Below are 14,616 nucleotides of genomic sequence, written 5' to 3' on the forward strand. Positions count from 1 at the left end.
AATTAGAAATCTCTCCTTTTACAGAGAGATTATTTAATATAAAATCATTTTCAGTGATTTTCTTTATATAATTATTAACCTCAGATACATCTAAAACTTTAATTTTCATATCTTTCTAAAGCCTCACAACTATTTTTAACTAACAATGCTGTAGTCAATGCTCCAACCCCACCTGGTACTGGTGTAATTAATTTTGCATTATTTTTAACAACTTCAAAATCTACATCTCCAGTTATTTTTCCATTTAAGCTTGAAGTTCCAACATCTATTATAATAGCATCTTTCTTTATATATTCATTAGTTATAAATTTAGGTTTTCCTATTGCCACTACTAAAACATCTGCCCTTTTACAGACTTCTTTTAAATCCTTTGTTTTTGAGTGACACACAGTTACCGTTGCATTTTTATTTAGTAATAATTGCAGAAGTGGTTTACCTACTATATTACTTCTTCCGATTATTACAACTTCTTTTCCTTCTAATTCTATATTGTATTTTTCTAATAGAGTTATAACAGACAGTGGCGTACATGGAATAAATGTGTCATCACCTAAATATAATTTTCCTACTGATTCATATGTTAAACAATCAATATCTTTTTTAGCTGAAATCTTATTTACTACATTTTTTTCATTTATTCCTTTTGGCAAAGGTAATAAAAGCACAATTCCACTTATACTTTTTTCATTATTTAAAAATTCAATTTTCTCTATAATGTCTTTTTCTTTTACATCTTTGCTCATTTGTATTTTTAGAAATTCTACACCTAATGAAGTAGCTACTTTTTCTTGACTATTTTGATAATATTTAGACCCCATATCATCTCCAACTAATATAGATGCTATTTTAGGAACAATTTTATTATTTTTCATTCTCAATTGTACATATTCTTCTATTTCATTTTTAATCTCTAGTGCTACTTTTTTCCCATCTATTATATTCTCCATTAAATACCACTCCTATTTTTCGTTTAATATTTTATCAAGAACTCCATTTACAAATGTTTTTGATTTATAATCAGAATACTTTTTAGTTAAATCGATTGCTTCATTTAAGGCAACTTTAGCAGGAACATCTTCTCTAAATTTCATTTCATATGTACCTAGTCTTAAAATTGCTAAGTTAACTTTAGAAATTCTATTTAATTTCCAGTTTTGAAGATTTTTTTCTAATAATTCATCTATGTAAGCCTTATTTTCTTCGATTCCTCTTAATACATCTTTAATGTAATCTAAATCTAACTCTTCAATATTCCCTTCATAATTATCAACAAATGTTTCTACTGCTTCGACATGACTATCCCCACTTAACATCATACTAAATACTAATTCCATTGCTTTTTCTCTTGATAATTTTCTACTCATTTCTTCCTCCTAGATTAGGCTACTTTTGTAGCACGCTTTTTGTTATATATTAAACAAGGAAACACCCTCTGTATAACAGAGGGTGATACTACTTTTCTTTTACTTCCTTGTCATGTTCTTTTTCAATGTAAATATTTTGTACATAAACATCTACAGTGCTTACTTCAAGACCTGTCATTGCTTCAACAGTTCTTTTAACATTCTCCTGAACTTGACCTATTACGTCTAATATTTTCACCCCATACTTTACAGTAACTGCAAGCTCTATTTTTGCTCTCTCTTCTTCTAGTGTAACTTTAACAGCTTTCCCAGAAGATTTCTTTTTTCCTTTAAGCATTTGTGAAATATTACTTGTTACTCCATGTTGAAATTCTAAAACTCCATCTATTTCTTCAGCAGCAATTCCTGCTATAACACTAACAACCTCATCAGAAATTTTTACTACTCCAACATTATTGTCATTTAATTTTTCCATGAAACCAAACCTCCTAAGTTCTGAAATTTCAAAACTATTTATCTTATGTTTATTATAACAAATATAAATTTACATTACAATGTATTATTTTTTTACCTCTATTGTTAAGTTTGTTATTCCAGCTATGTTTTGAACAACTTCTTTTATCTCTCTGCTTTGTTCTTGATTTATGCTTTCACCTTTTACATATATTTTAGCTTTATCACCTTCAATATAACAAAGCGCTTCTTTAAATCCTTTATTTTTAATATTAATTTCTATTCTATTTTCACTATCCTTAACTTTTGTTTTGTTTAATAATTCATTTTGTGCATTTTTCTTTACATCTGCTGCTGTATTTTTATCTTCTACTACAGCTGTTAAATTTGCGATAACTTCAGCATCTACTCTATTTCTCTCACTTATTGCACTATAGAAAAAATCTTCCTCAGTTTCTTTATTTACTTCTTTATCTGTATTTTTCTCTCCCTCTATTGCAGCAGCTGCTAAATCTTCTGGTGATCTTAACCCTTCTGAATTTAATTTAATTGATAAAAGCCCCACACAGATTACTAACCCCGCTAATGTAAAAATAATTCCAAATTGTTTTGATGACATTTTTATTCCTCCTTTTATTTTACTTATTAATTTATATGCTTATCTCCCATAGGATATACATTTACTTTATCAAAAGATAAATTATATAAATCAGAAACTGCTTTTTCAATATTATATTTTGTTTTACTATTCTCAGCACCCTCTGCTATTATCATTATCCCTTGTACTTTTGGCTTATATATTTTTGTTACAAATGGCTCATTCCCTCCATCACCACTTGACATAACTACTTTGCTCCCATCATTCTTTTGTTCATTTGTTCTTTTTCCCCCACTACTATCCTCTTCTTCTGTAACTGTAGTTTGTGTATTATTATCATATGCTGGAACTTTAACTTCCCCACTTTCAAAAGTAATAACAACATCCACCTTCCCAACACCATCCATTTTTTCTAAAATAGATACTAATTGCTCTTTTTGTTCTTTTTCATATGCGTCTTTGCTTAATACTGTGTCACTTTCATTTGCTTCTTTAGCATTCACATTTAAAGCACCATTTCCCACATCTTTCTTTCCTTCTTTTTTATCTAAGAATACTGATCCAACTAAAACTATTATCCCAAGCACTATTACGATAATAAGTAAATTATTAAATTTCTTATCTTTCATCATTTTTTTTAATTCATCTTTAACCTTTTTCAAATCCACTTTATACCCCTCCTTCATCTACCACTTTAATTTTCTCTTCTTTTATATCTAGTTCTTTAGATAAATACTTTCTGATGTTTTCATACTTTTTATCAGTTTTTACTTCACTTTTTTTATCTATTGTCACCTTTTCAACCTCTTTTATTTTTTTTACATCCCCTCCATCTCTTACATAAACAACTATACTTTTTATATTAAATTCTATTTTTTCAAAATCTACTTCGCATTCTATTTCATTTGAAAATTTATATTCATCAAATTCTTTTTCTAAAATACTATCTACATTCTTTGAAAGATTTTTTTCAAAGGCTTCTTTTTTCATATTATTTACATCATTAACTTTGTTTTTATCTTTTTCTTCCTTTATATTTTTGTTATCATAACTAACAATAGTTTGAATTATTGCATCTTCACCATTAGTTAAAAACTTTACGATAGGTGTTAAAATAACTCCTATTAACATAGTTCCTAATATAAACTTGCTATATTTTTTCATACTGTTATCTGGAAGTATTAATTCAACTGCTGTTATCAATACAATTGTACTAACTAATGTAATTACAAATTCTTTTATAATTTCCATAATACTATCCTCCAACTATAAATTTTCCAGCTGATGCCATTATACCTAGTAAAATAAAGAACATAATGCTTATACTAATTAAGCATGATGTTAAAAGCATTAAAGAATCTCCAGCCATAGCTAATGAACTTGTTATTCTTTTATCACTTATAGGCTCTATTAAAGATGCTGATATTTTATATATAAATGTCATTACAACTAATTTTACTATTGGATATATCAATATTAAAACTAATACTACTAGACCTATTCCTGTAATTGCATTTTTAATTATTAAGGAATATCCTGCCACTGAAGTAATGGCATCTGAAAAAGCTTTTCCCACAATTGGAATAAAGTTATCTATAGCAAATTTCGTTGTTTTTAATGCTACTGCATCCATTGTATCTGCAGTTATTCCTCTTATAGTAAGCATTGCTATAAATACTGTTATTATTATTCCTTGTATCCACAATACACTTTGACTTACAAGCTTACATAAATTATCTATTTTATGCTCATTTGATAAATTATTTACAAATTTCAATACAAAGCTCATTAATATAAGTGGTATAATTACAAATTTATATACTTGGGGTATCAAAACTACAGACCCTAACACAATTGGATCCATTGTGGCTGCTTGTACAAACCCACCCGCTATAGCTATCATTGTAACTAATATTGGTAGCAATGCACTCATAAAATCTGTTATACTCTTGATTGCTTCTAAGGCTACATCTATTGATATTAAAAAACTTCTTGATAAAATTATAATAAGCACTGAATAACACGCATAAAAAGCTATATTTGACACACTCTCATTTTTAAATGCATCTTCTAAATTTTTAAGAAGTGCACACAATATGGCTATTGCTACAACTGATATTACGAGTTTTAAAACAACCTTTACTTCTTTAAATAATAAATTTACTATCACTAAACCTAAGTCTTTTATTGTTAAGTTCCCTTGCCCTGTTTCTATATAGCTTTGAATAAATCCTTCTGGATCTAACTCATTTAAAAGTTCGTTATCAGTTTTCATATTATTTATATATTCATATAGTTTATTCAAATTCTTTTCTGACTCTTCTTTTATTTCTTCAGTTGACTCTATTTTTTCCCCTTCATTTGCAAAAGCAACTTCTATATTCACACTTATATGGAACGCCCCTAAAAGCATTACCAACAAAAAAATTTTCTTTAATTTTTTCATTCCACTATTTTTAAAATAGAATCTAGCACAGCCATTAATATTGGTATTGCTAAAAGAAGAATCCCTACTTTTCCTGCTAATTCTATTTTTCCTCCTATTGAATTTGCCCCTGCATCCTTACAAATTTCACTTGCAAAAGAAGTTAGAAATGCTATTGCAATTATTTTCATAATTATTCCTATATAAACAATATCCATTCCTGCTTTATTAGCTACATCTTTAAAGAATGTTATTACTTCTCCTAATTGCAAGATAACTATTCCTAAGATAGCTATTCCTGCAATTAATGAGATAAGTATTGCTATATCATCCCTCTTCCCCTTAAAGAAAAGAAACATAAAAAGAGCTACAAATGCAAATGCCACTATTTTTATTATTAGCATATCTTCCTCCTATAACATAAATGTAGTTTTTACAGTTTGAAATAATTCTCCAATCATACTTGCAGCCATAATCAACATAATTACTATCCCTATTAAATTGGTTATCATTGCTACATCATCTTTGCCACTACTTTTCAAAACTTTATCTAATACCACCATTAAAATTCCAATTCCACCTAATTTAAATAATAAACTTACATCTAACATATTTTCCTCCTAATTAAATTAAAAATATCACTAACATTGCTCCTATCAAAACTCCTAAATAACTGTACATTTTTGAATTTTTTTTTGATATTTCATCTGCTTCCTTAATATTTTTTTCTACATTTATTTTTGCCATTTCAAATATTTTTTCTTGACCATAGATTCCAGATTCTCCAAGTCCTCTTAAAAAATCCCCTATTACTTTTTCATCATCTTCTTCAAAATAAAAATTGTTTTTTTCATTTATATACACTTCTTTGAATGCATGATATACACTCTGTTTTTCACCTAATTTAAGTTCAGTAGATACTTTAGATAACACTAGCGAAAATGAATCTTCACTTTTTATGCTTATTTCAGCTAATGCTTCTGGAATTGCTGTATTTTTATATAACACTTCATTTTGTAGCATCACAATATACTTGTTAACATCTACTAAATTTCTATATCTTTTAAAGTATCTTCTTCCAATTTGAAATCCTGTGTAACTGCAAAAAATAAAAACTAAAATGAGCCACAAATACTTAAACACTTAAAATCGTCTCCTAACCTTACATAAACTTTATCAATTAAAAATTTATTTTTCTCACTCTTTAATGTAATTACTCTATCTATTATTCTTTCATTTAAAAGTGCTGCTATCTCTTTTTTCTTGTATATATCATCTAAGTCACTTCCATGAACTGAAAATACTAATTTCACTCCCGAATTAAAGGCATTTTTTATTTCTTTAACCTCATCTTCTCTTCCTATTTCATCGCATATTATAACCTCTGGTGATAATGACCTTACTGCCATAAGTATGCCCTCTTTTTTATAGCAGTTATCTAAAATATCAGTTCTTATTCCCACATTCATTTGTGGAATTCCCTCAAAGGATGCCCCAATTTCACTCCTCTCATCTATAACTACAACCTTTTTCCCTTTTAATCTAAAGTCTATATCTCCATTAGAAATCACTCTAGATAAATCTCTTAGTATTGTAGTTTTCCCACATTTAGGAGGTGAAACAATTATTGTATTTAACACCTCATTATCTACTACTATATGTGGTAATATCTTTTTACCACAGCCTAATATTTCTCTTGTTATTCTAATATTTATAGAACTTATGTTCTTTATAGTTCTAACCTTATCTCCATCCATAACACATTCACCTGCAAGCCCTACTCTATGCCCACCTTTAATTGTTATAAACCCTCGCTTTATCTCTTCTTCAAAAGCATATAGTGAATATGATGATATTCTTTTCAATATATATCTAATCTCATCTGCTTTTACAAAATAATCTAAAACTGCTTCTCCATCACCTTTATATACTATAAGAGGCTTATTAATTTTTAACCGTATCTCCTGAATATGTTCTCTTTTGTAATCTTTTAATTTTTCTCTAATTCCCTCTGGAAATATTGTCATAATCTCTTCTTTGTTATACAAACTCCATACAACCTCCTCTCCTGTAAATTTGTTTTTTATATTTTCTTATATAATTAATATTTCAATAGTTATGTAAATATTACTTTTTTTAAATTTATTTTCAAAAAAAAGAAACCTAATTTTAAATTAGGCTTCTTTTTACTTAAATATATTCTTTTTACAGTAAGGACACTTTACTTCCTCATTTTTTTCAATTACATCTTTTTCTATAAAAATTGGCTTCTGACAATGAGTACACTTAACTTCTTCATATTCGTCAGATACATCTTCTAAGTCTTCAAATGTTACTTCTTCAAATAATTCATCCTGAATTCCTGATATATCAGTATCCATAAATCTTATGTTTTCATCCATAGCTTCTTGATTAACTAGTATTTCCTCAACTTTATCTACTAATTTCTCTAAAACATCTGCGAACTTTAAACTTATATCATCATCTTTTTTTGATATCTCTTCTTTTATAAGCTTAATATCCTCTCTTATTTCTTTCATTCTTTTTCACTTCCTTATTAATAAAAATTGCTAAGTTCATACGAACTTAGCAATAAATACAACTTATTAAACTCTTTCCATGTAATCGCCAGTTCTAGTATCTACTCTAATTGTGTCACCTTCGTTTACAAACATAGGTACATTTACAATAGCTCCTGTCTCAAGTGTTGCTGGTTTTAAAGCGTTTGTTGCAGTATTTCCTTTAACTCCTGGCTCAGCGTGAGTTATTAATAACTCAACAAAGTTTGGTGCTTCTACTGAGAATGCATCACCTTTGTAGAATTTGATTATAGCAAACATATTTTCTTTTAAATATTTTATTGCCTCTTCTACTTTTTCAAGATTTAATGGAATTTGCTCGTAAGTTTCTCCATCCATGAAATAGTATAATTCACCATCATTATAAAGGTATTGCATTTCTTTTCTTTCAATTACAGCTTCTTGGAATTTAGCTGTTGGGTTAAAAGTTGTATCTGTAACAGATCCTGATATAACATTTCTTAATTTTGTTCTAACAAAAGCTGCTCCCTTTCCTGGTTTAACATGTAAAAAATCTACAACTGTAAAAACTTGTCCTTCGTTCTCAAAAGTTGTACCTTTTCTTAAATCTCCTGCTGATATCATAAAATATCCCTCCAAAAGTATAAATTCAAATCCAATAACATATTATATATCAATTATAATCATATTTTGGTTTCTTCTGACATAACAATGATATTTTATCAAAATCCTAACTTAATTGCAATTCCTAAGTAAGTTAATTTACTAGATATTTTTCTTTTTGATAATTAATCGTTAGTTTTGTAACTACTTATCTAATTATATTATCCCTTCTTTTCTTATTTTTTATACCTCTATTTTATCTCAATATTTACTTTTAATAATTCTTCTGAAAAAGAGATATCATAATCTATTATTTTATATTGCTCAATACTATTTATTTTATTTATAATATTATCTTTATGTCCAGTAATTTCAACTTCCCCAATAGTTTCATTTAAATTATTTTTTATCTCTAGAACCTTTATACCCTCATACCTCGCTAAAGTTTCATACATATCCGATACTTCACCTTTTTGCATTACCTCTACATATTCTACTTTTTTCTTATCATTTTTTATTATATATAATACTTGTAAAAACATTATCCCCATTAATATTATGCATATTTTATCTTTAGTCCCCATATTTTAGTCCTCTAACTTTTAACTTTGCAAGTTCTTCTTTTTCTAATTGTATATTATCTATTTCAAATTTATTTAACATTTCATTAATATTTTCTTTACTCACAATTATCTCACCTCTCCCTTTATCTATTCTTGCTTTTTCTACATTCTCATCTAGCTGTTCAATCCAACGAATCAAATTTTCTTTTTCATTATATTCAATTTGGATTTCTTCCTCTTTGTCTTTTTTATTAAATATAGCAACTACTCTAAAGGATATAATAATATTAATTACTAAAATAATTATTAATATACTATTCTCTTTTTTATCCTTTTCTTTTTTCTTCTTTATATAATTTTCTTTTGATATAAACTGCTTATATAACTTATCATTGATCACTAAATAATCTTTCCCCTTTCCCTAGTTATTACAAGTTTTCCCTCCTTAAAATTTTCTTCATTTATATCTGTATAAACTATGTTATTATCCACCCTTATATTATATTTTCTATCCATAAATCCAATCTTATAGCTTCCCTCTTCTTTCAAAATCTCTTTAATAAATATTTCTATAGGTAATACCTTCAAATTAACAAATCTTTCTGTTATTTTTTCTATTAACTCATTTGTTTTTATTGCATAAACTATAAATGAATTTTCCCCTCTTATTTTTTCAAAGTGTATTAAATACTGGCTATTATATTTCAAAAGCTCATCTTCTATAAATTTGTGCACTACCTCTATATTTTTTGTTTTCACTTTTTTAATGATTATATTTTTATTTAATATAACAAAAACCACTCTTTCTTTTTCTTTAATTACTTTACATAACTTTTCATATGTTGTTTTTTCTCGACCTAAAATCACCTCATTTTCCTTAATCAATACAATCTTTCTTTTAAACATTTTTCTTTACTCCTTTTTGTGGAATTAATATTATTTTTTCACTATCAAAATCACAAAATTCCTTTTCACATTCACACACCTTCATTTTCTCTCTATAAACCTTTATTTTTTGTACCTTTTTTGTATCTTTATTTCTATACCCTATCTCTGCAACTTTTCCTTTGTAGCTTATCTTTAAATTTTCCACCCTATATAAGCTCGCTAGTTCCAATTCTATTTCCTTATTTTTATATTCATATACCTTTTCTTCTTCCATATCTGTCATATTAGAATATTCTTGTAATACTTTTATTATTTTTTCTCTTTTTTCTTCAAATTCAATCCCACTTCTATATATAATTAAATCCTCCGTTCCATATATGCTATATTTTATCAGCTTAAAAATCCCACAAAAAAACACCAAACTCATGACTAAAAACACACTTGCTACCACCGTAATATTACCTTTCTTTTTATATGCATACATAAATTTTTTCTCCTTTTATACTAATCACTATATAAAGTGAATTTTCTTTTTTTACAATATTAAATTCATCAATATTATGAGAAAGAAGTGTTTCATATCCATTTATATTTCCTTCTTCTTCTCTAAAATATTTTAAGTATAATTTTTCATCAACAACATAAAGTTCATCCTTTACTGGTGATAAAGCATTCCCTAACCTTCTGTATATTTGTAATCTATTTTTTTCAATTCCATAATATAAGTTATTTTCTTCTATTAAATGCTTTTTTATATTTATCTCTACTCCCTTAGCAACATTCCTATTAAACACTTTTTCATTAGCCATCTTGGTTAAGTTCTCTATTTCTATAACCCCTTTCCCAATAAGAAGTATTATACTTAAACTTATACTCATACACACTAAGACTTCAATTAATGTATATCCCTTGCTCTTCCATCCATTTTTCTTTTTCAAATTCCTTTTCATAATCTCCCTTTATATATATAATTTTAAGCTTTAATCCTGTATTTAAATTTCCTTCTTTTTTTACTTCAATATCTTTAACCTTTTCACTAGCCATCTCTAGTATATCTTTACTTAATATTTCTTCTTGAAAAGATGTATTTGTATCGAAATATATACTTCCATTCCCTTTAAATTTCTCATTCAACTCACAAAGATTTGTTTCATATTTTAATTCCTTTTCTATTATTTCCAAAATATTTTCTACACTCTCTATATTTTTTTCTTCATTAATTATAAATACAAATTTATTAATCCCTATTCCTACAAGTACTAACGCCATTGATATTATTCCAAGTGCCACCATTACCTCAATTATTGAATTACCTTTTTTCTTCTCCATTCACATATATCCTTATCGTATTATTTCCAACTCCAATACGCATCTCATAGCTATTATTAGATTCTCTGCCTCGCCATTCTAAAGTCATAGATTTTAGATTCCCATTATTATCAATACTTAAATTTAAATGTTGCTCGTATCTAATTTCTTTTGGTACTTTTATTATTTTTTCTCCTTTTTTATCTCCATGTATATCAAATGAAATTTCCATAATCCCTTCGTTATTTTTAAAATCTCTTATTTCTCCTGGTTTATCTAGTGCTATGCACTTTTCTCTACCATAATTTATAAGACTGTATATCTCATTTAAAAATCCTTCTTCTATTGCTCTTATTCTATAGTCTTGTATATATTTAGTTCCAATGTCAATTGTAATTACACCTACTGCTAAAATGCTACAAACTACCATCATTTCTATTACTGTAAATCCTTTTTTCATCAATTTATAACTCCATAAACACTTTTAATTATTGGTACTATAAAAGTTACTACAAATAATAAGAAGAAAACTCCTACTGTAAGAATTGCTATAGGTTGTATACTATTCATCAACCTTTTTTCTATTTTCTTATTTTCCTCATCTAATTCTTGAACAAGCTTCTTTAATCTTTTATCTAAACTACCACTTTCTTCGCCTATATTAATTATGGCTAATGAATATTCACTTATTTTATTTGATTTTCTTAAAGCCTTTTCTATTGTCATTCCTTTTTCAAGTTCATCTCTAAAAATCACATAGGCTTCTTTCATTTCTTTATCTTCAGTCTCAATTAAATATTCGACTCCTACTTTAATATTTATTCCACTTTCAACTAAAACACTTATACTTACAAGAATTCTGTATTCTCTTCTTTTTTTTAAAATTTTAATTTTTTCCTTAAGAAAATTTTTTATTTCATCTTTTTTCAAATAAAATACACTTCCTGGTAATATAATCATTATCATTACTATATACATCAAACCTATTATTTTATTTTCATTTAAAAATTCTGATACGTTCAGTCCAACTTTTGTTATAACTGGTAATTCTTCAAAATTAGAAATCAAGTCCCCAACCATTGGAATAAGAAATAAAAACGTAGCTATTATTCCAAAAAATAAAAATATACAGATAAAAAGTGGGTATATTAAACTTTCTATAGTTTTTTGTTTGTACTCTTCTTTACTTTTATAATATTTCCCTAAACTCTCTAAAACCTTTTCAAGATTTCCTGTTTCTTCTCCAAGCTTTATCATTCTTATAAAAAAGCTTGGATATAATTCTCTTGACATAGAAAAGCTTTCACTAATGCCATTTCCTTTCTCTATACTTTTTTTTGCTAGTTTCAAACTTTCTTTATATCTTTTCTTTAATGGTAATTCCTCTAATAGTTCGAATGCTTTTACTATTCCAATACCATCTCTATATAATTTTGATAAATTATATGCTATTATCCAAAGGCTCTTATAAGATATTTTTCTATCCACTTATCCATCTTGCTCCTCTATAAACTCTAAATAATCTGAATATGCAATTTCTCCATTTTCTAAATATTCTAATGCCACTTCCTTCATCTCTAAATTAGAATAGTACTCTTTATTTTCTTCTAATTTAGAAAATTTAAAATCTCTATCTAATTTGTACACTTGTGATACTAAAACTCTTCCTTTATTACCAGTATATCCACAATCTATACAACCTTCTTTTTCATAAACTTTAATAATTCTATTATTAATTTTTATTTCTAATTTTCTTTTACACTTATCACATAATTTTCTAATAAGTTTTTGAGATACTATTCCAACTAAAGCTTGCCTTAATATTCCTTCTTCAATTCCTAAATCTTTTAATCTATAAAAAACCTCTAGTGCTGATATAGAATGTAGCGTTGAATATACTTTATGTCCTGTTATTGCTGACCTTACCGCTATTTTAGCTGTATCTTTATCTCTAATTTCACCAATCATTATAATATCTGGATCTTGTCTTAAAACCGATTTTAGAGAAGTTGTAAAATCTAATCCAATTTCTTTATTTAATTGAAGCTGTGTTATTCCTTCAATAGTTACCTCAACGGGGTCTTCTATAGTGGTTATATTAACACTTTCTTTTTTACTAACTTCTAAAATAGAATAAAGAGTTGTTGATTTACCAGACCCTGTTGGTCCATTTATAATTACCAATCCGTTTTTCTTTTTTACTATTTTATCTAAGACTTCTATTTGTTTTTTTACATTTATTAAATCTTTATAGTCTCCTTCTATAAGTGTATCTTTTAAAATTCTTATTACGACTTTTTCTCCATTAATAGTATTAACTATAGATACTCTTAGATTTATTTCTTTATCTAGAATTTCAAATTTAAGTTTTCCATCTTGAGCTCGTCTTTTTTCTGCAATATCTAAATTGCTTTTTATCTTTATTCTAGATAGAAATTTATTATAGTTTTCTTTAGATATTTTATATCTTAAGTTTAACAATCCATCGATTCTGTATTTTATGTTGACTCCTGTTTTCTCTATTTCACAATGTATATCGCTTGCTTCATCAAGAATAGCTCTTCCAATGATTTCATCTTCTAAATTTTCATTATCTATAAATATTATTTTACTTAAATTTTCAAACTCATTTTTTTCTATAAATTCTATTTCTATTTCATCAAAAATAAGTTCTAACTTTCTTTTAACTTCTTCATTCATTTCTTTACACAATATAATTACTTTTTTATTTCTTTCAATTGGAATCACTTCTAGTTCTCTACATTTCTCTAAAGTTAATTTTTCAACGTATTTAAAATTTATAAGTTTTATTTTTTCTCTCATAATCCCCTCCTATCTAAATTCTTGTCATTTAGATAAAAAATATACAAAAAAAAGACTAATTTTCTTAGTCTTTTTTTACAAATTCATATATTCCTTCTTTTTCTGTTATTAATTTTATTTCATTTTCTTTGTATTCATACACATTGTTTGTGTTATGCTCATTTCCAATAAATAAAATTCCCTCTTCCTTTGTTTTGCTTAAGCCTTTTTTCATATCTATTTTTCTAGGAAAATCATATACTAATCGTTCACTTATACCATCTTTATTTAATTTATATAAAGATTCACCATTTCCTCTTATATTTCCTAATAAAAAATATTCTTCTTTATTTTCTTCAATATCATAAACAAATTTAACTTCATTGCTTATCATTTCTGTATTTTTATTTTTTATATCAAATTCCTTTAATGATTTTTCTTCGTCTTTTTGCTCTAAAAAAATCACTTTATCTTTTATAACTTTTAAAAACTCTATATATCCTTCTTTTAATTCATATACAAGTGTTTCTCTTTCTTCCTTTAGATTATATGTAAATATCCCATTTTTATTGTCTTCTGATATTCCATAATAAACTAATGTATAGTCATCAATAAAATCAAAAAATGTTCCTGATACTCTAACCTTTGAATTTATTTCTTTTTCTCTATCATTTTCCACATCAATTATCTTTAAATTATATCCATCTTCATATACCATATATGCTAAATATGAACCATTAGCTGACAAATTTAAGCTATTATACTTTCCATCTGGAATTTCTACTTTTTTATTATTATATAAAATATAGTGTTTTCCCTCTTCAAATATTAACTGGCTTTTTAAAGTATCTTCTAGTACAACAACATTATCATTGTTTTTAGTATATTTTCTATCCTTTAAATTCAGATTATAATATTCATCTTTGTCTTTTTCAATTATAGCTCCATCTAAAACTTCTATTTTTTGAAAACTCTCTATCTTCTCTTTTTCTGCACATCCAAATAATGCAATACTACATATAGCCCCTAAAGCTAAAAATACAATTTTTCTTTTCTTCATTTTTAGTTCCTT

At 26.4% G+C, this 14,616-nt stretch carries 23 protein-coding genes; all 23 read right to left on the reverse strand.

From position 1 onward, the window contains the following. Nucleotides 1-98: 98 nt before the first annotated feature. The gene (locus ACRC28_RS14170) at nucleotides 99-947 is read right to left on the reverse strand and encodes a bifunctional 5,10-methylenetetrahydrofolate dehydrogenase/5,10-methenyltetrahydrofolate cyclohydrolase (RefSeq protein ID WP_438544095.1); all 849 of its coding nucleotides are present in this window, start codon (nucleotides 945-947) and stop codon (nucleotides 99-101) included. Nucleotides 948-959: 12 nt separating this feature from the next. Beyond that, nucleotides 960-1,364 (reverse strand): transcription antitermination factor NusB, encoded by a 405-nt coding sequence (nusB, locus tag ACRC28_RS14175; RefSeq protein WP_438544096.1) that lies wholly within the window; start codon nucleotides 1,362-1,364, stop codon nucleotides 960-962. 88 nt (nucleotides 1,365-1,452) lie between these two features. Next, complete coding sequence (locus tag ACRC28_RS14180; protein WP_438544097.1) at nucleotides 1,453-1,839, reverse strand: Asp23/Gls24 family envelope stress response protein; 387 nt, start codon at nucleotides 1,837-1,839, stop codon at nucleotides 1,453-1,455. 84 nt (nucleotides 1,840-1,923) lie between these two features. Next, nucleotides 1,924-2,436: a SpoIIIAH-like family protein gene (locus ACRC28_RS14185; protein ID WP_438544098.1), complete on the reverse strand. Its 513-nt coding sequence runs from the start codon at nucleotides 2,434-2,436 to the stop codon at nucleotides 1,924-1,926. Nucleotides 2,437-2,462: 26 nt separating this feature from the next. After that, nucleotides 2,463-3,083, reverse strand: a complete 621-nt coding sequence (spoIIIAG, locus tag ACRC28_RS14190; protein WP_438544099.1) for a stage III sporulation protein AG — start codon at nucleotides 3,081-3,083, stop codon at nucleotides 2,463-2,465. A gap of 1 nt (nucleotide 3,084) precedes the next feature. Beyond that, the gene (spoIIIAF, locus tag ACRC28_RS14195) at nucleotides 3,085-3,666 is read right to left on the reverse strand and encodes a stage III sporulation protein AF (protein WP_438544100.1); all 582 of its coding nucleotides are present in this window, start codon (nucleotides 3,664-3,666) and stop codon (nucleotides 3,085-3,087) included. A 4-nt stretch (nucleotides 3,667-3,670) separates the two neighbouring features. Beyond that, nucleotides 3,671-4,861 carry a stage III sporulation protein AE gene (gene spoIIIAE, locus ACRC28_RS14200; RefSeq protein ID WP_438544101.1) on the reverse strand — a complete coding sequence of 397 codons (1,191 nt, stop codon included), beginning with the start codon at nucleotides 4,859-4,861 and terminating at the stop codon, nucleotides 3,671-3,673. Further along, complete coding sequence (gene spoIIIAD, locus ACRC28_RS14205) at nucleotides 4,858-5,244, reverse strand: stage III sporulation protein AD (RefSeq protein ID WP_438544102.1); 387 nt, start codon at nucleotides 5,242-5,244, stop codon at nucleotides 4,858-4,860. Before spoIIIAD ends, spoIIIAE begins: the two co-directional genes overlap by 4 nt. Nucleotides 5,245-5,253: 9 nt before the next feature. Then, entirely contained in the window at nucleotides 5,254-5,451 is a 198-nt protein-coding gene (gene spoIIIAC, locus ACRC28_RS14210) for a stage III sporulation protein AC (RefSeq protein WP_438544103.1), read from the reverse strand. Between the two features lie 13 nt (nucleotides 5,452-5,464). Further along, nucleotides 5,465-5,983, reverse strand: a complete 519-nt coding sequence (locus ACRC28_RS14215) for a stage III sporulation protein SpoIIIAB (protein WP_438544104.1) — start codon at nucleotides 5,981-5,983, stop codon at nucleotides 5,465-5,467. Then, nucleotides 5,956-6,888 (reverse strand): stage III sporulation protein AA, encoded by a 933-nt coding sequence (gene spoIIIAA, locus ACRC28_RS14220; RefSeq protein WP_438544105.1) that lies wholly within the window; start codon nucleotides 6,886-6,888, stop codon nucleotides 5,956-5,958. Before spoIIIAA ends, ACRC28_RS14215 begins: the two co-directional genes overlap by 28 nt. 138 nt (nucleotides 6,889-7,026) lie before the next feature. After that, nucleotides 7,027-7,380, reverse strand: coding sequence for a CD1247 N-terminal domain-containing protein (locus ACRC28_RS14225; RefSeq protein WP_438544106.1), 354 nt, complete (start codon nucleotides 7,378-7,380; stop codon nucleotides 7,027-7,029). A gap of 66 nt (nucleotides 7,381-7,446) precedes the next feature. Continuing rightward, on the reverse strand, nucleotides 7,447-8,004 hold the full coding sequence (efp, locus tag ACRC28_RS14230) for an elongation factor P (protein ID WP_438544107.1): 558 nt from the start codon (nucleotides 8,002-8,004) through the stop codon (nucleotides 7,447-7,449). A gap of 230 nt (nucleotides 8,005-8,234) precedes the next feature. Continuing rightward, a complete protein-coding gene (locus tag ACRC28_RS14235) occupies nucleotides 8,235-8,567 on the reverse strand; it encodes a hypothetical protein (RefSeq protein WP_438544108.1) in 333 nt (110 codons plus the stop codon). Continuing rightward, nucleotides 8,557-8,946 (reverse strand): hypothetical protein, encoded by a 390-nt coding sequence (locus tag ACRC28_RS14240; RefSeq protein ID WP_438544109.1) that lies wholly within the window; start codon nucleotides 8,944-8,946, stop codon nucleotides 8,557-8,559. Before ACRC28_RS14240 ends, ACRC28_RS14235 begins: the two co-directional genes overlap by 11 nt. Next, entirely contained in the window at nucleotides 8,946-9,452 is a 507-nt protein-coding gene (locus tag ACRC28_RS14245; protein ID WP_438544110.1) for a hypothetical protein, read from the reverse strand. The genes ACRC28_RS14240 and ACRC28_RS14245 overlap by 1 nt, the downstream gene beginning before the upstream one ends. Then, complete coding sequence (locus ACRC28_RS14250) at nucleotides 9,445-9,918, reverse strand: hypothetical protein (RefSeq protein ID WP_438544111.1); 474 nt, start codon at nucleotides 9,916-9,918, stop codon at nucleotides 9,445-9,447. The genes ACRC28_RS14245 and ACRC28_RS14250 overlap by 8 nt, the downstream gene beginning before the upstream one ends. Beyond that, nucleotides 9,905-10,372 carry a prepilin-type N-terminal cleavage/methylation domain-containing protein gene (locus ACRC28_RS14255; protein ID WP_438544112.1) on the reverse strand — a complete coding sequence of 156 codons (468 nt, stop codon included), beginning with the start codon at nucleotides 10,370-10,372 and terminating at the stop codon, nucleotides 9,905-9,907. The genes ACRC28_RS14250 and ACRC28_RS14255 overlap by 14 nt, the downstream gene beginning before the upstream one ends. Next, a complete protein-coding gene (locus tag ACRC28_RS14260; protein WP_438544113.1) occupies nucleotides 10,326-10,763 on the reverse strand; it encodes a hypothetical protein in 438 nt (145 codons plus the stop codon). The genes ACRC28_RS14255 and ACRC28_RS14260 overlap by 47 nt, the downstream gene beginning before the upstream one ends. After that, a complete protein-coding gene (locus ACRC28_RS14265; protein WP_438544114.1) occupies nucleotides 10,744-11,202 on the reverse strand; it encodes a pilus assembly FimT family protein in 459 nt (152 codons plus the stop codon). Before ACRC28_RS14265 ends, ACRC28_RS14260 begins: the two co-directional genes overlap by 20 nt. Further along, nucleotides 11,202-12,230: a type II secretion system F family protein gene (locus ACRC28_RS14270; protein WP_438544115.1), complete on the reverse strand. Its 1,029-nt coding sequence runs from the start codon at nucleotides 12,228-12,230 to the stop codon at nucleotides 11,202-11,204. Before ACRC28_RS14270 ends, ACRC28_RS14265 begins: the two co-directional genes overlap by 1 nt. Continuing rightward, entirely contained in the window at nucleotides 12,231-13,565 is a 1,335-nt protein-coding gene (locus tag ACRC28_RS14275; protein ID WP_438544116.1) for a GspE/PulE family protein, read from the reverse strand. A 64-nt stretch (nucleotides 13,566-13,629) separates the two neighbouring features. After that, the gene (locus ACRC28_RS14280) at nucleotides 13,630-14,604 is read right to left on the reverse strand and encodes a hypothetical protein (protein WP_438544117.1); all 975 of its coding nucleotides are present in this window, start codon (nucleotides 14,602-14,604) and stop codon (nucleotides 13,630-13,632) included. Nucleotides 14,605-14,616: the final 12 nt, after the last annotated feature.

Source organism: Clostridium sp. (assembly GCF_051650885.1).
Lineage (GTDB): Bacteria > Bacillota > Clostridia > Clostridiales > Clostridiaceae > Clostridium.